Annotated in this window: 15 protein-coding genes; 12 read left to right on the top strand and 3 right to left on the bottom strand. The window is 59.7% G+C overall.

Annotated elements, in window-relative coordinates:
• Positions 1–310 precede the first annotated feature (310 nt).
• The gene (locus HMPREF2781_RS00015; protein WP_049157219.1) at positions 311–634 is read right to left on the bottom strand and encodes a hypothetical protein; all 324 of its coding nucleotides are present in this window, start codon (positions 632–634) and stop codon (positions 311–313) included.
• Positions 635–682: 48 nt separating this feature from the next.
• Here HMPREF2781_RS00015 and HMPREF2781_RS00020 point away from each other — a divergent pair, with 48 nt between their 5' ends.
• From HMPREF2781_RS00020 to HMPREF2781_RS00045, 6 genes are all read left to right on the top strand, one after another.
• Complete coding sequence (locus HMPREF2781_RS00020) at positions 683–2,059, top strand: MFS transporter (RefSeq protein ID WP_070643295.1); 1,377 nt, start codon at positions 683–685, stop codon at positions 2,057–2,059.
• Between the two features lie 22 nt (positions 2,060–2,081).
• Positions 2,082–3,113 carry an ATP-dependent 6-phosphofructokinase gene (locus HMPREF2781_RS00025; protein ID WP_070643298.1) on the top strand — a complete coding sequence of 344 codons (1,032 nt, stop codon included), beginning with the start codon at positions 2,082–2,084 and terminating at the stop codon, positions 3,111–3,113.
• 36 nt (positions 3,114–3,149) lie between these two features.
• Positions 3,150–4,748 (top strand): aspartate:alanine exchanger family transporter, encoded by a 1,599-nt coding sequence (locus HMPREF2781_RS00030; protein ID WP_070447667.1) that lies wholly within the window; start codon positions 3,150–3,152, stop codon positions 4,746–4,748.
• 43 nt (positions 4,749–4,791) lie between these two features.
• Positions 4,792–6,297: an Asp-tRNA(Asn)/Glu-tRNA(Gln) amidotransferase subunit GatB gene (gene gatB / locus HMPREF2781_RS00035; RefSeq protein WP_070447664.1), complete on the top strand. Its 1,506-nt coding sequence runs from the start codon at positions 4,792–4,794 to the stop codon at positions 6,295–6,297.
• A gap of 55 nt (positions 6,298–6,352) precedes the next feature.
• Positions 6,353–7,408 carry an NAD(P)-dependent alcohol dehydrogenase gene (locus tag HMPREF2781_RS00040; RefSeq protein WP_070643305.1) on the top strand — a complete coding sequence of 352 codons (1,056 nt, stop codon included), beginning with the start codon at positions 6,353–6,355 and terminating at the stop codon, positions 7,406–7,408.
• 185 nt (positions 7,409–7,593) lie between these two features.
• Positions 7,594–9,018, top strand: coding sequence for a YkvI family membrane protein (locus HMPREF2781_RS00045; protein ID WP_070447657.1), 1,425 nt, complete (start codon positions 7,594–7,596; stop codon positions 9,016–9,018).
• Here HMPREF2781_RS00045 and HMPREF2781_RS00050 read toward each other — a convergent pair.
• The gene (locus HMPREF2781_RS00050; protein ID WP_070643308.1) at positions 9,015–9,704 is read right to left on the bottom strand and encodes a LysE/ArgO family amino acid transporter; all 690 of its coding nucleotides are present in this window, start codon (positions 9,702–9,704) and stop codon (positions 9,015–9,017) included. The two genes, HMPREF2781_RS00045 and HMPREF2781_RS00050, sit on opposite strands and share 4 nt — an antisense overlap.
• Before the next feature lie 70 nt (positions 9,705–9,774).
• Here HMPREF2781_RS00050 and HMPREF2781_RS00055 point away from each other — a divergent pair, with 70 nt between their 5' ends.
• The 6 genes from HMPREF2781_RS00055 to HMPREF2781_RS00080 all read left to right on the top strand — a co-directional run bounded on the left by HMPREF2781_RS00055 (position 9,775) and on the right by HMPREF2781_RS00080 (position 16,077).
• A complete protein-coding gene (locus tag HMPREF2781_RS00055) occupies positions 9,775–10,659 on the top strand; it encodes a LysR family transcriptional regulator ArgP (RefSeq protein ID WP_070643310.1) in 885 nt (294 codons plus the stop codon).
• Positions 10,660–10,687: 28 nt separating this feature from the next.
• The gene (locus HMPREF2781_RS00060; RefSeq protein WP_070643313.1) at positions 10,688–11,689 is read left to right on the top strand and encodes a DoxX family protein; all 1,002 of its coding nucleotides are present in this window, start codon (positions 10,688–10,690) and stop codon (positions 11,687–11,689) included.
• 133 nt (positions 11,690–11,822) lie between these two features.
• A complete protein-coding gene (locus tag HMPREF2781_RS00065; protein ID WP_070447645.1) occupies positions 11,823–12,260 on the top strand; it encodes a hypothetical protein in 438 nt (145 codons plus the stop codon).
• Positions 12,257–12,571, top strand: coding sequence for a transcriptional regulator (locus HMPREF2781_RS00070; protein WP_070643315.1), 315 nt, complete (start codon positions 12,257–12,259; stop codon positions 12,569–12,571). Before HMPREF2781_RS00065 ends, HMPREF2781_RS00070 begins: the two co-directional genes overlap by 4 nt.
• 88 nt (positions 12,572–12,659) lie before the next feature.
• Positions 12,660–14,867: an acyltransferase family protein gene (locus HMPREF2781_RS00075; RefSeq protein ID WP_070643317.1), complete on the top strand. Its 2,208-nt coding sequence runs from the start codon at positions 12,660–12,662 to the stop codon at positions 14,865–14,867.
• Positions 14,830–16,077: a glycosyltransferase family 87 protein gene (locus HMPREF2781_RS00080; RefSeq protein WP_070643320.1), complete on the top strand. Its 1,248-nt coding sequence runs from the start codon at positions 14,830–14,832 to the stop codon at positions 16,075–16,077. Before HMPREF2781_RS00075 ends, HMPREF2781_RS00080 begins: the two co-directional genes overlap by 38 nt.
• Here HMPREF2781_RS00080 and ilvD read toward each other — a convergent pair.
• Positions 16,011–17,864 (bottom strand): dihydroxy-acid dehydratase, encoded by a 1,854-nt coding sequence (gene ilvD / locus HMPREF2781_RS00085; protein WP_070643322.1) that lies wholly within the window; start codon positions 17,862–17,864, stop codon positions 16,011–16,013. The genes HMPREF2781_RS00080 and ilvD overlap by 67 nt on opposite strands.
• Between the last annotated feature and the right edge of the window lies 1 nt (position 17,865).

Raw genomic sequence — 17,865 nt, forward strand, 5'->3', positions numbered from 1 at the left:
CCACTACGTGTCCACGATTTGCGGGCAACCCCAGAAGGTAGGCGGGCGTGTAGCAGTAGTGGTCATGGTATCTCCCCCGAGATCAACATGAGTTAGAAGAAATGTTCTAAACATAATCCTAGCGGCCACCGCCACACATAGCCATAGTTAGCGCTAAATTCATGTCAAGTCGTTACTATAAACGGGGGTAGCGGCTGAGCATTTCGCCTAGATATTCGATACTTAACGGATGTGGGTGGTGTCTGCCTGTGCACAAACGTGAAACGCCCCTCCGGCCGTCAAAGACCGCGCGAAGGGGCGTGGAATGGATCTACTTGGCGTCGGAAAGCGCGTAGGCAGCGCCAGCACTTGCGGCGGTGACGGTCAGCACTGCCGGCCAGGAGCCCATCTTCTTAGCCAGCGGGTGGGAGAGGCCGAAAGCGCCGGTGTATAGAGCTGCCAAGCCAGCGGTAGTGGCTGGGTTCGTTTTCGCCCACCAGCTGCGGCCCGCCCAGACGCCAGCGGCGGCAAGCACCACGCCGCCAAGCGGGCGAATGCCTGTCTCCCGGGCGGTGAGCCACCCGCCGATAAGGCCTAGCGTGACGGTCGCTGCCGTTGATACATCCTGTGGTTTCTTGATATCAATCATTCCCATGCGCTTCAGTTTAGGCCGCGTGAGTGTGCGGTGGCTAGACTTCGCTGCATGAAACTCGCAGGAACGCCGCCGTCGGAGAAGCAGGCTTGGCTCGCCATGGCCGCGCTATCACTGGGCTTTTTCATGTCCTTGCTTGACCAATCGATGATTGCCGTCGCGCTTCCCGACGTCCGCCGTGAGTTCCGCGCCGATGTCAACCAGGTGCTGTGGGTCTCCGCCATCTATCTGCTCGCCGTGGTCGTGCCGCTGTTGTTTACCGGCCGCCTCGGCGATATTTACGGTCAGAAGAACATGTTCCAGTTGGGCGTCGGGCTCTTTGGTATCGGCGCGCTGCTGTGCGCGCTAGCGCCCTCGGTGGAGTTTCTTATCGCAGCAAGAGCCCTGCAAGGTTTCGGCGCGTCGATTCAAATGCCGCAGACTATGGCCGTCATCAACCGTATCTTTGCCCGCGAGCGGCGCGGCCGTGCGCTCGGCGTTTGGGGAGTGGTTGGGTCTTTGGCCACGCTTGCCGGACCGCTCTTGGGTGGCTTCGTTGTCGCCGCCTTCGGGTGGCAGGCGGTGTTTTGGATCCATATACCTTTCGTCGTCGCTGCAATCGTCTTATCCGGTCTGTGGGTTCCTTCCTTGCCGACGGCGACGGGGAAGATTGACTTTGTGTCGGTGGGGGCGTCGTTTATCGCGTTAACGTGCTTTGTGTTCGCAGTGCAGCAGGGCCCAGAGACGGGCTGGCCGTGGTGGATTTGGGCCCTGCTCCTTGCTGGTGTGGTGGGCATCTACATCTTCGTGCGCTTGCAATCATCGCGGGGGAAGGCGGCGCTCGTCCCCCTCGTGCTGTTTAATGACCGCAACTACTCCGCAGGTTCAGTGGCCATCGTGTCCATGGGCTTTATGGCGGCGTCGATGATGATTCCAATCATGATGTGGCTGCAGGTCGAGCAGGACATGTCGTCGCGGGATGCCGGGCTCATCGTTACACCTATGGCGCTGGTCTCTCTGTGCGTGTCGCCCTTGGCGGGCATTCTGGCGGATAAGCTGCACCCACGGCGTCTGGCGGTCGCGGGATTCGGCATCCTGATTGCAACCTTCCTCGCGCTGTGGTTCCTCATGTACGCCGAAGTGTCGGCCTGGTGGTTGTGCCTGCCCTGCGCGGCGCTGGGGGCGGGGCAGTCCTTCATCTGGGGTTCCAACGCCGCGACGACGATGCGCGATATTGACGCAGATCTCATGGGTGCTGCATCCGGCGTCTATAACACTTCTCGGCAGGTGGGTTCGGTCATCGGCGTGGCCGCTGTTTCCGCGGTTATGCAGGTAGCGGGGGCCGCGGATTCCCTCGTGGTCATCGTTGCGATGCTATCGGCGGGGTGTGTGGCTTCGCTCTTCTTCCGCGACACCCTGCATGCGGTAGTGGAAACTGCGAGCCTATAGGGAAGCGAGTAGATTGGATGTCATGCGTCTTGCTGTACTGACATCCGGTGGTGATTGCCCCGGTCTGAATGCTGTTATCCGCGCGGTCGTTCGCACCGCATCCAACGAGTTCGGCGATACGGTCGTCGGCTACGAGGACGGCTGGGTTGGCCTCATGGAAGACCGCCGCCGTGACCTTTATGACGACGCTGAGATTGACCGCATCCTTCTGCGCGGCGGAACCATCCTTGGTACCGGCCGCCTCCACCCAGATAAATTCAAGGCTGGGTTGGATATCATCAAAGCCAACATGGCTGATGCTGAGGTCGATGCGCTCATCGCCATTGGCGGTGAGGGAACGCTGAAGGGCGCCAAGTGGCTGTCTGATAATGGCATTCCAGTCGTCGGCGTGCCGAAGACAATTGACAATGACGTCAATGCAACGGACTACACCTTCGGTTTCGACACCGCAGTCTCCGTCGCAACCGATGCGATCGATCGCCTCCACACCACCGCTGAATCCCACGACCGCATCCTCATCGTGGAGGTCATGGGCCGCCACGTCGGTTGGATCGCACTGCATGCTGGCATGGCTGGTGGTGCGCACTACACGGTGATCCCTGAGGTTCCATTCGATATCGCAGATATCACCAAGGCAATGGAGCGCCGCTTCCAGATGGGTGAGAAGTACGGCATCGTCTGCGTTGCCGAGGGCGCTCTGCCCAAGGAAGGCACCATGGACTTCGAAGAAGGCGGCGTGGACCAGTTCGGCCACCAGACCTTCAACGGAATTGGCCAGGTCATCGGTGATGAGATCAAGAAGCGCACCGGCTACGACGTGCGCACTACCGTCCTCGGCCACATCCAGCGTGGTGGTACGCCAACTGCCTATGACCGCGTGCTGGCAACCCGTTATGGCACCCATGCTGCCCGCGCCGCGCACAATGGACAGTCCGGAATGTGCGTGGCCTTGCACGGCGAAAACATCGACCTCGTGCCGCTCGAGGAGGCCGTGGGCAAGCTGAAGGTGGTTCCTGCCAAGCGTTATGCCAACGCTCAAGCCCTCTTTGGTTAAACACCACTAGGACTCACCCTTAGTTAATAAAGGATTATGACAAGCGTATTAGCTTTCCTGGCTGATCAGCCGGTTCTCTTGGTGTTCCTGCTGATTGGCCTCGGCATGGCCCTCGGCGGTATTAAGACACGGGGCATCAGCTTGGGCGCGGCAGCCGTGCTCTTCTTGGGCATCGCTTTCTCGGCCGCTGCCTCCGCCGTCGGCGTCGAAGCTTCCGTTCCTCCCATTTTGGGTATGTTTGGCTTGGTGCTCTTTGCCTTTGGCATTGGCAACAACTCCGGCGTGTCCTTCTTCAAGTCGCTGAAAACTGCGACTGGCCCCGTGCTTTCCATGATCGCGGTCTTTATCGTCGCCGCCCTCGCTGCTTGGGGGCTGGGGACCTATGTCTTTGGGTTGTCGAGTGCCACTATCGCCGGTACCTTCGCTGGCGCGGTGACAAATACCCCTGCTTTGGCGGCGGCCTCGGAGGCTACGGGCGATCCGGGCTCAGCAACGGTGGGTTATGCGGTGTCTTATCTGTTTGGCGTCATCGGTATGCTCGCGGCGACTGTGCTGGTGCTTCGCGACGCCGGTAATGACGACGACACCCTGTCACCCGTCACGCGCCAGCACATGCAGATTCTGCGTGAGACCTCCGTTGCAGAGCTCGCGGACATTGGCAATGGGGAAGTGCAGGTCACCCGTTTACGCCGAGTAGGCAGCAACGTGATCGTCCTGCCGAAGTTTTTTGATGTGCTACACCCGGGGGATGTCGTCACGCTTGTCGGCGCCCCCGAGGACCTCGACAACATTATTGAGGACGCTGGGCGTGAGTCGCCACAGATTCTCAACGATGACCGCCACGAGCTAGATTTTCGCCGCATCACTGTGTCGGAGCACAACTTGGCCGGTCTGACCATCGCAGAGCTGAATAACCAATTGGCGGATCGTTGGGGCGCACGAATCTCGCGTGTTCGGCGGGCCGATAACGACCAGGTCGCAATCCCCGAACACATCGTAGAGCTGGGGGACCGCGTGCGCGTCGTCGGTTCAAAGAAGTCTCTGCGGGAGATTTCTGCTTTTCTCGGTGATTCCTCCCAAGGCCTGACGGATATCAACCCGGTCTCCCTCGGCTTAGGCATGGCTCTCGGCGTTTTCGTGGGCCACCTCGAGATCCCTCTACCGGGAGGTTCTTCCTTTAGCCTCGGCGCTGCCGCGGGCGTCCTCATCGTGGCGCTGATCATGGCGCGCATCGGGCGCATTGGCAACACGGTCACCGCATTGCCGCACTCGGCCAACACGATTCTTTCCGAGTTAGGCCTGCTGCTCTTCTTGGCGCAGGCCGGAACGAATGCGGGTGGGGAGATTGCCGGCGCCTTTACGGGTGGTTCGTGGTGGAAAATTCTCCTGCTCGGTGCAATCATCACCACGCTGGTAGCCACCGGGTTCGCCTTTGTGATGCGGCGCTTCCTGCATGTTGGTGCAACAAAGACCGCGGGGGCCATGGCTGGCGCACAAACGCAGCCGGCGGTGTTGGCTTTCGTTAACAATCGCACCAATACTGACCAGCGAGTTTCTTTGGGCTATGCCATGGTCTATCCGGCGGCGATGATTGCCAAAATTCTCATTACCCACGGCATCACCTTGTTGGGTTAGGCGGTTGCGCACGGTGTCGCGCTGACATACTAAGATGGCACGCATGACTGCTGCGATGTATGACCTGATGGACTATGATGAGGTCCTTGAAAAGTTCGATCCCGTTATGGGCATGGAAGTTCACGTGGAGCTCAATACGGAGACCAAGATGTTCTCCACCTCACCCACGAACTTCAACGCAGCCCCCAACTCCAACGTGGACCCGGTGTCGCTGGGCCTGCCAGGCGCTTTGCCCGTAGTGAACTCCAAGGGCGTGGAAGGCGCCATCAAGATTGGCCTGGCGCTGAACTGCAAGATTGCGGAGTCTTCGCGCTTTGCCCGCAAAAATTACTTCTACCCGGACCAGCCGAAGAACTACCAGATCTCTCAGTACGATGAGCCGATTGCCTACGACGGCTACCTCGACGTCGTCCTCGACGACGGCACCGAGTGGCGCGTAGAGATTGAACGTGCCCACATGGAGGAGGACACCGGCAAGCTCACCCACTTGGGTGGCGCCGATGGCCGTATCCACGGCGCAACCTCCTCGCTGGTGGATTGTAACCGCGCGGGCATTCCCCTCATTGAGATTGTGACCAAGCCAATCATGGGTGCTGGTGAGCGTGCCCCTGAGGTAGCGCGCGCCTACGTGACGGCGCTGCGTGAGCTCGTCGCCGCTCTCGGCGTTTCTGATGCCCGCATGGATCAGGGCTCGATGCGCGTTGACTCCAACGTCTCGCTGCGCCCGGTGGGCCAGGAGGAGTTCGGCACCCGTACCGAAACCAAGAACATCAACTCCTTGCGCTCGGTCGAGCAGGCCGTGCGCTTTGAGATGCAGCGCCAGGCGCAGGTGCTTGTCGACGGTGGCGAGATCATCCAGGAAACCCGCCACTACCAGGAAACCGATGGCTCCACCTCGAAGGGCCGCCCGAAGGAGACTGCGGAGGACTACCGCTACTTCAATGACCCGGATCTGCCTCCGGTGATTGTTTCCCGCGAGTGGGTCGAAGAAATCCGCCAGACCCTGCCGGAGATGCCGTGGATTCGCCGCGCCCGTATCCAAGAGGAGTGGGGCCTCAAGGACGAGGAGATGCGTGACCTGGTCAACGCTGGCGCGCTTGATCTCATCATCGAAACCGTGGAAGCCGGAACCACCCCGGATGAGGCGCGCTCCTGGTGGGTTTCTTACCTGACTGGTAAGGCCAATGAGGCCGGCGTTGAGCTGAGTGCTCTCGACATCACCCCGGCGCAGGTTGCTCGCGTTGTCGAGTTGGTTAAGGAAGGCAAGCTGACCACCAAGCTGGCCCGTCAGGCGGTCGACGGTGTGCTGGCCGGTGAGGGTGATGTCGACGAGGTCGTCGCCAAGCGCGGGCTCGAGGTCGTGCGCGATGATGGTGCGATTGAGAAGGCCGTCGACGATGCCCTGGCCGCTAACCCGGACATCGTGGAGAAATACAAGGCCGGCAATAAGAAGGTCACCGGCGCTATCGTGGGCGCGGTCATGAAGGCCACCCAAGGTAAGGCTGACCCGGGACAGGTCAACAAGCTGATTGCGAAGAAGCTCTCCTAGCCGGTAGAGATTTCCATTAGGCGAGGTCAGGCGGCTGCGGGGTACCGTGGTCGCCATGACTATTTCTACCAAAGCCCTGCAGAAGACCGGCCCGAACGAGCCCTTCGAGGTCGTGACCATCCAGCGCCGCGAGCCGCGCGCCGATGACGTCGTCATCGACATTAAGGCCGCAGGAATCTGCCACTCGGATATCCACACCATCCGCAACGAGTGGGGCGAAGCGCATTTTCCGCTGACCGTCGGCCATGAGATCGCTGGTGTGGTCTCCGCCGTGGGGGAGGAGGTCACCAAATTTAAGGTGGGGGACCGCGTCGGCGTGGGCTGTCTGGTGAACTCCTGCGGCGAATGTGAACAGTGCCAAGCCGGAATGGAGCAAAACTGCCTCAATGGTGGCGTGGGGACCTATAATTCCACCGACGTTGATGACACCATCACCCAAGGCGGCTACGCCGAAAAAATCGTGGTGAACCAAGACTTCGTTTTGCGCATCCCCGATGCACTCGACTTCGACGTAGCAGCACCCCTGCTCTGCGCCGGTATCACCACGTACTCTCCGTTGGCACGCTGGGATGTGAAGGAAGGTCAAAAGGTGGCCGTCGTAGGCCTGGGCGGCCTGGGGCACATGGGCGTGCAGATCGCTGCCGCGAAGGGCGCGGATGTCACGGTCATCTCGCGCACTTCTCGCAAGGCTGAAGAAGCTGCAGAGCTTGGAGCGAGCCGTACCTTGGCCACCACCGAAAAAGAGGACTTCTTCAGGAAGCATCGCGGGGAGTTCGATTTTATTCTCTCGACCATTTCCGCAGAGTACAGCCTCGAGGACTACCTGCGGATGCTCAAACCCCGCGGCATCATGTCGGTGGTGGGTCTGCCGCCAGAGGCCTTACCACTGCGCCTCAACCGCTTAGTCGGCGGCGGCAAGGTGCTCACGGGTAACAATATCGGCGGCATCGCGGAAACCCAGGAGATGCTGGACTTTTGTGCTGAGCACGGCTTGGGCGCGGTGATCGAGAAGGTGGGCGTCGACGAGGTTGATGCCGCCTACGAGCGAGTCGTGGCGGGTGATGTGAAGTTCCGTTTCGTCATTGACACAGCGACGTTCGCTGAGCACTAAGAGGTGAGCCGTCTCATGCTTTAGCGGTTGTTGGAGCAAGCTCTCTACAGCCGCACACATGTTTTCCTATCAGCGTGGCGTAAGGTAGAGACTATGTACCGTCATACTTATGTCAAAGTATGGCGCGTTTTTATGCACTAGTCATTAAGCATAAGAAGAAGAAAATAGAAAGCAGATAGGAAAACGTGTCTTATAAAAACGTTATGGGCCTCGCTTTGTCCTTTATTGGCTTGCTCGTTGGTGCGGGCTTTGCCACGGGGCAGGAAGTCGTCCAGTACTTTACGTCCTTCGGTATTCCTGGCATGTGGGGAATTTTGGTCGCCGGCCTAGTCATGACCCTCGCCGGCACGGTCTTCCTCCAGCTGGGAAGCTATTTCCACGCCAGCGAGCACAACCAAGTGTTTCGGAACATCACCCACCCGATCATTTCGCGCATTCTGGATGTCGCAGTGATCCTTACGCTCTTTGCGGTGGGCTTTGTCATGCTGGCCGGTGCCGGTTCCAACATGCAGCAACAGTTCGGCTGGCCTGCCTGGGTTGGTTCCTTGCTCATGCTCGTCCTGGTTCTGATCACGGGCATGTTCGATGTTGATAAGGTTTCCCAGGTCATTGGCCTTCTTACGCCGACCATCATCATCGCGGTGCTCTTCGCCGGCGCTTATACACTGCTGCATATGCCGGACAGTGTCGACGCTGCAATTACTGCATCCGAAGCGATTGAATCCCCAATCCCGCACTGGCTTATCTCCGCGCTGAACTACAACGGCCTAGCCCTCATCCTGGCTGTATCGATGTCCCTGGTGATCGGCGGCGATAATATCAGCCCGCGCGAGGCGGGCGTCGGCGGCATCGTGGGCGGCGCGGTTTACGCGGTACTCATGGCCATCGCCGGTTTCTCGCTGCTCATGAACGCAGAGAGCGTGGGCGATTCCGATATTCCGATGCTGACCCTGGTAGACAATATCCACCCAACACTCGGCGTCATTATGGCCATCATCATTTACCTGATGATTTTCAACACGGCCATCGGTATGTTTTACGCGCTGGGTAAGCGTTTGTCCTCTGGCAAGGAATCGAAGTACCGCATCATCTTCATCGTAGGCTGCCTCGCTGGCTTCGCCGTGTCCTTTGCCGGTTTCAAGGCACTGATGCAGTATGTCTACCCAGTACTGGGTTACATGGGCATCGTCCTCGTGGCCATCCTGGTTATTGGCTGGCTGCGCTCCCTGGGCAAGATCAAGGACGAGGGGCTGCGCCGTGAGCGCATCCGCGCCCTGTTGCACCTCAAGCTGCACCCCGATTCGGAGTACGACGCAGCTCGTTACGACGACGAGATCGGCCAGCAGATCGCTGATTCCAACATGGATGATGAAGCCCTCTTCGAGGATCTTGTCTCCGATGTCGTCGATGAATTGGATTCGGATGAAGACCTAGACTTCGACAGGGAAGGCTGGGAGGAAAACCGCAACGATCACTCCTACTACACTGAGCGCGAGGGCGTGGAGCAGGACCGCAGCGACGAAGAAATTAAGGCCTGGGTCGAGGAGACCGGCGCGGTGGGAGACCCTGCCGAAGACGAAGAGCTCCCAGAAGAATCAAAGAAAGATTAGAAGAGCAGGAGCTTTGCCGTCAGCGCAAGCATGACACAGCCGATGACGATGTTGACTACGCGCCACGTCGTCGGCTTGGCCAGCACGTGGGAAAGTTTCCAGGCACCAAAGCCCAGGGAGGGGAACCAGACGGAGCTGGCCAAAATCGCGCCGCCTGCGAAGACCCAGCGCTGGTCGCCATATTGGTTCGCAATGGAGCCCAGCATGACCAGCGCGTCGACGTAGGCCAAGGGATTGAGCCAGGTCAGCGCCAACGCACCGAGGACCGGCTTGACCCAGGAATTCGAGCGCACGCGGGGGCGAATTTTGGTGAGTACGGAGGTTCCTGAAGCTCCCGAATTGCCCGAGTTGTCTTCGACGATCTGCGCCACTGGTGCGGTTTCCTCAATGACCAGTGAGTCCTGTTCCTTCTTAAACGCGTCGCGGAAGCACGTGAACCCAAAGTAGATGAGGTAGGCCGCGCCTAAATACTTGACCACGACGAGCGCGGTGGGGAAGCGCTCGACGAGGACGCCGACTCCGGCGGTGCCGCCGGTGATGAGGATGACGTCGGAAAGCAAGCACGCCAACAGGATGGCGCCGACATGATCGCGTTTAATGCCCATCTTGATGATGTAGGCATTCTGCGGTCCGATGGCGATGATGAGGGATAGACCTAGCGCAAATCCTGCAAGCAATACTGACATGGCTTCTAGTCTGCGCATAGCGCCATATGAAGTCTAGTTAAATGTTCTACAGCTGGTTTAATATAGCTTCATGAATCCGCTCCATACCGAAACGTTGCTGGCCATCATCGATGAAGGATCCTTCGAGGAGGCTGCGGCTGTGTTGGGAATCACTCCTTCGGCCGTCAGTCAGCGCATCAAAGCGCTGGAAGTTTCGACCGGCCGCATCCTTCTGCGCCGCGGCACTCCGGTCACCGTGACTGAAGCAGGGGAGATCGTCGCCCAAGCAGCACGGCGCATGGCGCTGGTCCAAGCTGAGGCGGATGCGCGGCTGACCGAGCGCCTGTCCCGCGTTCCACTCACCGTTGCTATCAACTCGGATTCCCTGGCCACGTGGTTCCGCCCTGTAATCCAGAGCACCGCCGAGCGCGGTGAGGCGGCGCTGCGCATCCGCATCGAAGATGAAGCCCGTACACTCGCCATGTTGCGCCGGGGTGATGTGCTGGGCGCGGTTACGCGCGAGCAAAACCCGGTCTCAGGTTGTGAATCCACGTACCTCGGTACCATGCGCTACTTTGCCGTCGCCGCGCCCGCTCTGGCGGAGACTTTCGAGGACTGGGAGACCCTGCCCATCGTGGGCTTCAGTCCGAACGACGCCACCTTGGATGACGCCATGCGCGAGCGCTTCATTGATTCCCATGTTCTGCGTGCGCGGGTGTCCCAGATTCCTTCTTCGGAGAGTTATGTCGAAGCAGTGCGCTATGGCCTGGGATGGGGCTTAGTGCCGCGCCTGCAGGCACAGCCCTTGCTGGAGACCGGGGAGCTGGTGCTTCTCGACGACTTCCCGCTCGACATTGACCTCTATTGGCAACGCTGGCGGTTGGAGTCGGAGTTGCTTGCGGACCTCACAGCCGATGTCTTAGACGCAGGCCGTGCAGTTTTAGCTTCGCGCCGCGCCGATAAAGATGCACCATAAGGGGGCTGTGCTGCCTTAAGTTGGAGGTATGAGCGATAAAACTCCTGATAAAGCCACCGACTTTGATGACGATATTCCGACCTACACGGGGAAAGACTCCGTGAAGGACAGCACGTCTAAAGAAGAAGCTACCGATAAGCCGAAGAAGAGCAGCCTCTTCCAGCGTCCCGGACGTGCCGAGCCGCAAGTGATTAAGCCCAAGAAGGCCGAGGAGCCTGCCGTTGAAGCAGAGCCTGAAGCCAAGACCGAAACCTTTGAGAGCGCCTCCCGTGGCTCCCTGTCTTTCGACAGTGCTGCAGCAGAAACCGAGACCACCGCCTTCCCGCGCGCTGAGGCGACGACAGAGTCCGAAGCGGAGACAACTGCTATGCCGGTATCGGCAACCGCTGCCGCTGATACCACAACTGAACCTGTGGCAACTGAGAGCTATGAAGAGGTACCAAGCACGGTTGCTGTTGCCGACCCCGCCGTGGACTCCGAGGCAGCAGCGGTGGAGGAGAAGCCGGAGCCGGCACGTCGCGGCACCATCGACTTCGGTCTGCTCTTCGTGCGCCTAGCGCTCAGCGTTTACCTGCTCGTGGCGGGTGCTTCGACCTTCTTTAAGCTCGGCGGTAACGAGGGACTGTCCGGCTTGGAGAAGGAGTTCGGCGAGTACACCATGGCTGCAGCCTTGGCCATCGGTGTGCCGACTGTTCAGCTCATTGCCGGAGCCTTCCTGCTTCTCGGCCTGGTGACACCGCTGGCCGCTATGTTCGGCCTTATCGTCACGGGCTTCTCCGCTATCCACGGCCTCAACGCCTCCGGTGCCGGGTTGGATGTCTTCGCGTGGAATGAGAGTGTCTGGCTGGGTCTCGTCCTCTTCGTTATCGCGGTGGCCCTGCAGTTCACCGGCCCGGGATTCATCTCCTTGGACTTCAATCGCTCCTGGACTCGCCGCCCGCTGGCAACGTCCTGGATTTTCGTCGTCATTGGCGTGGCCGCGTTGGTCGCTATCTGGTGGTTTGGCGCTGGCGTTAACCCGATAAACTAGGCGTTGTCAGCGCGTTTCTACGCTCCCAGCCTGCAGCTATATACAAGCTCTTGTTGTTTTCCATTGCGTAAAGTAAGTTGTTTTCTGTAATGGAAAACAATGACTTTGGTGCCGCAGGAGGGGAGCTTTAGTTTTGTCTGATCAGGATGTTCGGGACGCACTTGCATTTGAGGAGCAACAACGGCTGGCCGCAGCCAAGCGGCCGCCCATCTGGTTGAGCCTGCTCGCAGCGGTGGTGTACGGTGCGTGGTTTGCCTACATGTGGATCAAGGATGACGTCCATCCTCTCGTTCTTGTTGGTGGACTGCTTCTTGTACTCGCGCTCTTGGTGAGTCTCGCCTTCTTTTATCGCACGGGGGTGAGGGATTCGATGCGACAGAAGGTGGATCCGCATGCGTCACGGAGTGTCACCTGGCGGTATTTTGCGGGTTTGGGTTTCATGATTCTGCCGGCACTGTTCAATCCTTTTGTTGAAGGGCACGTTATTGCCTCGTGCATCGCAGGTGTGCTGTGCAGCTTGGCGGTCTTTTGGACGTTGCACACGGGTGCGCTGGATAGGATGCCGCGATGAATGGGCTCGATCCGGTAATTCACCCGCTCAATCGCTTTAAGATTTGCGCCACACTCAATGCTTTCGGTGCCACGCAGGGTGGGGAAGTAAACCGTGAGATGAAGTTCGCTATGTTGCGTGACCGCACGGAGCTTTCCGACGCCTCCCTGTCCAAGCAGCTTGGTGCATTAGAGAAAGCTGGCTACGTCACGCGCTTCCGTGAGTACGGCACCAGCCGCGCTAAAGATTCGGTATGGGTCGCTCTGACGGAGGAAGGTAAAACAGCTTTCGATGGTCATTTGGCGGCGCTTAAGGCTTTGGCCGTAGATTGATCGTGGGCACAGTTCACAAGGCATCAGCGTTCCCACGCATCATGCCGATGACGGTTTTAGAGCCCGAATGTCCTAGGATTTAGGGGCTATGGCGAAATCATCGACGTATCGTACAGACATTGACGGCCTGCGCGGCTTGGCCATCGCGCTGGTCGTGTTCTTCCACGTCTTCGTGGGCAAGGTCTCAGCGGGCGTCGACGTCTTCCTGCTTATCGGCGGAGTCTTCTTTTTCGGGCCCCAAATTCGCAACGCCCTCAACCCTCGGGGGCTAACCCCAGTCCAAGTGGTTATCAGGATGCTGCGTCGACTCTTTCCGGCGCTCGTGGTTACGGTCACTGTCACGCTGGCCCTAGCCCTAATAGTCTTCCCTCCGACGCGGTGGGGAAGAGAAGGCCGGGAGGCGCTGAGCTCCTTAGCCTATGTCCAAAACTTCGCTTTATCGGCTGCCGGACAGGACTACGCTGCCATTGGTCAAGATGTGAGTACGTATCAACACCTGTGGTCCATGTCAGCCCAGCTGCAAATCTATCTAGGATCCCTACTGGTCATCTTCCTGTGTGCAGGTGTGTACCGGCTCTGTGGACGCCGTGAAGGTAAGGCCCAGGTCAGTGGTATAAACATGGCCCCTTGGGGGCTCGGCATTGCTACGCTGGCCAGCTTCCTTTACGCGATGTATCTGCATGGTGTTGACCAAGGTACAAATTATTACTCACCGCTCAGCCGTTTCTGGGAGATTGGCCTCGGCGGGCTGCTGGGGCTGTGGCTGACACAACCGGGAACCCACCGCATGTCTGGAACTGCTGGGGCCGGTCATCGGAAGACTGACTGGAGTCTTGTTGGCCTAGCGCTCATCCTGGCCACCGGAGTAGTCATGGACGGCGCCCAGCAGTTCCCCGGCCCTGCGACGCTGATGCCGCTTGCGGGCGCGGCTCTCATTATCGTCGCGGGACCTTCCTCGCGTCTCGGTCGGCTTCTGACCACCGCACCATTCCAATTCTTAGGTCGAATTTCTTACAGTCTTTACTTGTGGCACTGGCCATTGTTGGTGTTGGTTACCTATCTACTCAGTGGGGGAGAGTCCAACCGCGATGGTATGGGCATTCTCGCTGCTGTTGGCACTACCCGTGGACTTGCGGCGGGTGCCGGCGTCATTGCCCTCTCGGTGGTGCTTGCCTGGCTCACGCTGAGCTACGTGGAGGTGCCGACTCGGCAGAAAACTAAACCCGGAGAGCGCTCTTGGGCGCCAGGGAGGTTAGTCGGTGTAGAAAAGGGTGCGACGGCAGGTATCGCGGCGCTAACCGTCTCAGCTATAGCACTGGCCGCGTGGGCGCAGCCTCCTGCGGTTTCGGATTCAACCGCGAGCATTAGCGAGAGCGACACTATTGACTATCCCGGCCCCGATGCTCTCCTAAACGGTGTTGAGGTGCCGCCGCGTGACCCGGTGCCGAATGCTCTCAACCCTATTGAGTCTTTCTACCCGGCCTCGCACGCCGATGGCTGCACGGCACTTTTTGAACATGAAGAGCCGATTCTGACGCATCAGCGAAACACTGAGGATATACCGTGCGCATACGGTGACCTGGAATCCGCTCGTACGATGTACCTGTTTGGAAATTCACATGCGGACCATATATTGACGACCTTGGATATCGTGGGTCGTGACCAGGGGATTCGAATTGTTCCGCTGCTGAAGATGGGCTGCTTCCCAGGCGGTGAGCCTAAGCGCTCCGACGGACACGACTACCCGGAGTGCGCCGCCTGGACCGAGGCTGCTTTGGAATACATGGAGGCCAATCCAGCTACGGAAGGCACCTTTCTCATTTCTACCCAGCCAGCGCCAGGAACCATGGGGCCCGAGCAGACTCCCGAGGGACTCCGCACGGTGGTCGAACGCCTCAACAGTGCGGGCATGCGAGTGTGGGGTTTGCGCGACACGCCCTGGCCGCACACCTCGGCAGGCCCCTTAGATGTGCGTGACTGCGTGGCTGCGGGTGGATACGTTGCAGGCGATCCCCTGCTTGATTGCGGCGTGGAGCGAGACGACTCACTGTTGGCTGAGAACCCTGCCGTGAGCGCACTGGCTGGGTTGGATGTCACTCACCTTGACCTGACAAACGCCATGTGTGGTCCAGAGCGTTGCCCTGGCGTGATCGGCAACGTGATAGTTTACCGCGATTCTTCGCATCTCACCAACACGTTCGCCGCCATGTTGAGTGACGGGCTAGAGCGCCAAATGTACGGTGGTACGCTACCTAGCGATGAACTTGTTGAAGAACCTACTTCCCCCGGCCTCTGACCCTGATTGGCGTGTTCCGGCCGTCCGGGTGCTCTATTTCGTTGCTGGCGTTATGGTATTTGCTGCCGTAGTGTGGTCCCCAGCCGGGACCACGGGATCTGATTTTGATCCCATTTGGAACGCCGTCGACAAATACGTACACGGTCGGCCGGTCTATGATGAGGACTATTCCACCCTCGATCCCCATTACCTGTATTCACCAGGGGCGACATTCCTGCTCGGGCCCATTGGCTGGTTGCCCGGCCGTGACATCGCCCGCACCATCATGATGTGGCTGGGCGCGGCCTCTATCTTCTCCGCTCTGTGGCTGCTTGCGGCCTCCGTTGCCGCGCGTTATAGGGGGCAGGTGTTCGCCGTGCTGGTTATCGTTGCGTGCACCTTCAATGAGCCGGTGCGCAGCACGCTGAGTCTAACCAATATCAATGGCTTTCTTTTCTTGCTGCAGGTTCTTTTTGCGCTGTTGACCATCAAGATGCTGCGTCGCGGTTGGCGTGCTTCATTGAAGTCCTGGGTGGCGGTTGCGGCTGGAATCATCCTGGGGGTGGCCATGACCATCAAGCCCCAGTTCCTCGCGCTGGCTGTGGTTTCATTGTTGTCTGGACACATAACGGTGTTGGTCGTGGCCGGCGTGTTCATGGCGGTAGTTTTTCTCGCTGGGTGGCTCACCATGGCTCGTCCACAGGACTACGTTGATCGCCTCCTGCCATATTTGGGACAGGCACGCGACTACAACAATGGCTCCATTGAGGGGGTAGGCAGGCAGCTTGGCTGGTCTGAGGCTGCCATCACCGGATCGACCGTGGCGTTCCTCGTTGTGGTCGCTCTATCCTTAGTAGCGCTGTGGCGTTATAAGAGCGAGCAGCCAGTGGTGTGGGTGTACTGCTCACTCGGTGTTCTTTTTGCCGGAGTGCTAATGACTACTGGTCTCATGCAGGGCTACTACTGCATCTGGCTGCTACCAGTGATTGCGACGGTGGTGATCCCCGGCAGTCCCGCGCGAACCTTACTCATCGTAGTGGTCTGGTGGTGCCTAGTTTCCAGCGCTGCGCCGCCCGAGGGCCTGTGGGCACCAGCGGAAGCTATTATCCGCTGGCGCTCGTCCTTGGCCTGGGTGGCACTGCCGCTCATTATGGCCGGGATGGCCTACTGGACGTGGCCATCCACCACGCGCACCGCACCACGGTCAGCGGACGTGGCCATGTTGGCGTAGGCGCGCAGGGCCTTGGTGACCGGGCGGTTGCGGTGCTTCGGGGTCCAGGGCTTCTCGCGCTGCTCCTCAGTGGCGCGGCGGCGTTCGAGAACTTCCTCGTCGACGTCGAGGGAGAGCTGGCGCTCGCGGATGTTGATGGTGATGGGGTCACCGTTTTCCACTAGGCCGATGAGGCCGCCGTGGGCTGCCTCGGGAGAGATGTGGCCGATGGAAAGGCCGGAAGTGCCGCCGGAGAAACGGCCATCTGTAATCAAAGCGCAGGCCTTGCCCAAACCGGAACCCTTGAGGAAGGAAGTCGGGTGCAGCATCTCCTGCATGCCGGGACCACCTGCGGGCCCCTCGTAGCGAATGACGATGACATCGCCCGGCTGGACCTCTTTCTTGAGGATGATGGACACGGCCTCCTCCTGGGACTCCACCACGCGGGCCGGGCCAGTGAAGGTCCACAGCTCTTCCTCCACGCCGGCGGCCTTGACGATGGCCCCGTTGGGGGCGAGGTTGCCGCGCAGGACGACCAGGCCACCGTCCGAGGAAAAAGCGTGCTCGGCGTCGTGGATACAGCCATTGGCAGCGTCAGTATCCAGCTCATCCCAACGGTTGGACTGGCTAAATGGCTCGGTGGTGCGTACACCGCCGGGTGCGGCGTGGAAAAGCTCGAGAGCGGCTTCCGTGGCCTTGCCGCCGCGGATATCCCAATCATCGAGCCACTCCTCGGCGTTGTCGTAGAGGGCGGTGTGGACCTTGAGGTTCACGTGGCCGGCGCGGCGCAGCTCGCCCAAGATGGCGGGGATGCCGCCGGCGCGGTGCACGTCTTCGATGTGGTAAGTGCCGTTGGGGGCCACCTTGGACAGGCACGGTACGCGGTAGGAGATCTCGTTGATGTCCTCGAGGGTGAAGTCCACCTCGCCCTCCTGTGCGGCGGCCAGCGTGTGGAGGATGGTGTTGGTGGAACCACCCATAGCCATATCCAGAGCCATGGCATTGCTGAAGGCTTCCTTGGTGGCGATGGAGCGCGGGAGAACGGCGTCGTCTTCTTCGCCGTAGTAGCGTCGGCACATCTCCACGATGGTGCGGCCAGCTTGCTCGAAGAGATCTCGGCGGGCGCTGTGGGTAGCCAGCGTGGTGCCATTGCCCGGCAGGGCCAAGCCGAGCGCCTCGGTGAGGCAGTTCATGGAGTTGGCGGTGAACATGCCGGAGCAGGAACCACAGGTAGGGCAGGCGGATTCCTCCACGCGGGTCAAGCCCTCGTCGGAGACGGAATCGCTGGCCGAGGCCGTGATCGCCGTAATCAGATCCGTCGGTGCATGCGCCACGCCGTCAACGACGACGGCCTTGCCGGCTTCCATCGGGCCGCCGGAGACGAAGATGGTGGGAATGTTGAGGCGCAGTGCAGCATTCAACATACCCGGGGTGATCTTGTCGCAGTTCGAAATGCACACCAGGGCGTCGGCAGTGTGGGCATTGACCATGTACTCGATGGAATCGGAGATGATCTCCCGCGAAGGCAGGGAGTAGAGCATGCCGCTGTGGCCCATGGCGATGCCGTCGTCAACAGCAATGGTGTTGAACTCCTTCGGCACGCCGCCGGCTTCGCGGACGGCATCGGCCACGATGTCGCCGACGTTTTTGAGGTGGACGTGGCCGGGGACGAACTGGGTAAAGGAGTTGGCGATGGCGACGATCGGCTTGCCAAAGTCACTCTCCTTGGAGCCGGTAGCGCGCCACAGTGCGCGGGCACCGGATGCCTGGCGGCCAACGGTGGTGACTTTAGAGCGGAGAGGGTACATG

The sequence above is a fragment of the Corynebacterium sp. HMSC062A03 genome (genome assembly GCF_001811145.1).
Classification (GTDB): domain Bacteria; phylum Actinomycetota; class Actinomycetes; order Mycobacteriales; family Mycobacteriaceae; genus Corynebacterium; species Corynebacterium aurimucosum.

Bases quoted from the DNA above. Each gene is read 5' to 3' on its own strand.
- HMPREF2781_RS00015 (WP_049157219.1), bottom strand. From the start codon at position 634: ATGGGAATGATTGATATCAAGAAACCACAGGATGTATCAACGGCAGCG.
- HMPREF2781_RS00020 (WP_070643295.1), top strand. From the start codon at position 683: ATGAAACTCGCAGGAACGCCGCCGTCGGAGAAGCAGGCTTGGCTCGCC.
- HMPREF2781_RS00025 (WP_070643298.1), top strand. From the start codon at position 2,082: ATGCGTCTTGCTGTACTGACATCCGGTGGTGATTGCCCCGGTCTGAAT.
- HMPREF2781_RS00030 (WP_070447667.1), top strand. From the start codon at position 3,150: ATGACAAGCGTATTAGCTTTCCTGGCTGATCAGCCGGTTCTCTTGGTG.
- gatB (WP_070447664.1), top strand. From the start codon at position 4,792: ATGACTGCTGCGATGTATGACCTGATGGACTATGATGAGGTCCTTGAA.
- HMPREF2781_RS00040 (WP_070643305.1), top strand. From the start codon at position 6,353: ATGACTATTTCTACCAAAGCCCTGCAGAAGACCGGCCCGAACGAGCCC.
- HMPREF2781_RS00050 (WP_070643308.1), bottom strand. From the start codon at position 9,704: ATGTCAGTATTGCTTGCAGGATTTGCGCTAGGTCTATCCCTCATCATC.
- HMPREF2781_RS00055 (WP_070643310.1), top strand. From the start codon at position 9,775: ATGAATCCGCTCCATACCGAAACGTTGCTGGCCATCATCGATGAAGGA.
- HMPREF2781_RS00060 (WP_070643313.1), top strand. From the start codon at position 10,688: ATGAGCGATAAAACTCCTGATAAAGCCACCGACTTTGATGACGATATT.
- HMPREF2781_RS00070 (WP_070643315.1), top strand. From the start codon at position 12,257: ATGAATGGGCTCGATCCGGTAATTCACCCGCTCAATCGCTTTAAGATT.
- HMPREF2781_RS00075 (WP_070643317.1), top strand. From the start codon at position 12,660: ATGGCGAAATCATCGACGTATCGTACAGACATTGACGGCCTGCGCGGC.
- HMPREF2781_RS00080 (WP_070643320.1), top strand. From the start codon at position 14,830: ATGAACTTGTTGAAGAACCTACTTCCCCCGGCCTCTGACCCTGATTGG.
- ilvD (WP_070643322.1), bottom strand. From the start codon at position 17,864: ATGTACCCTCTCCGCTCTAAAGTCACCACCGTTGGCCGCCAGGCATCC.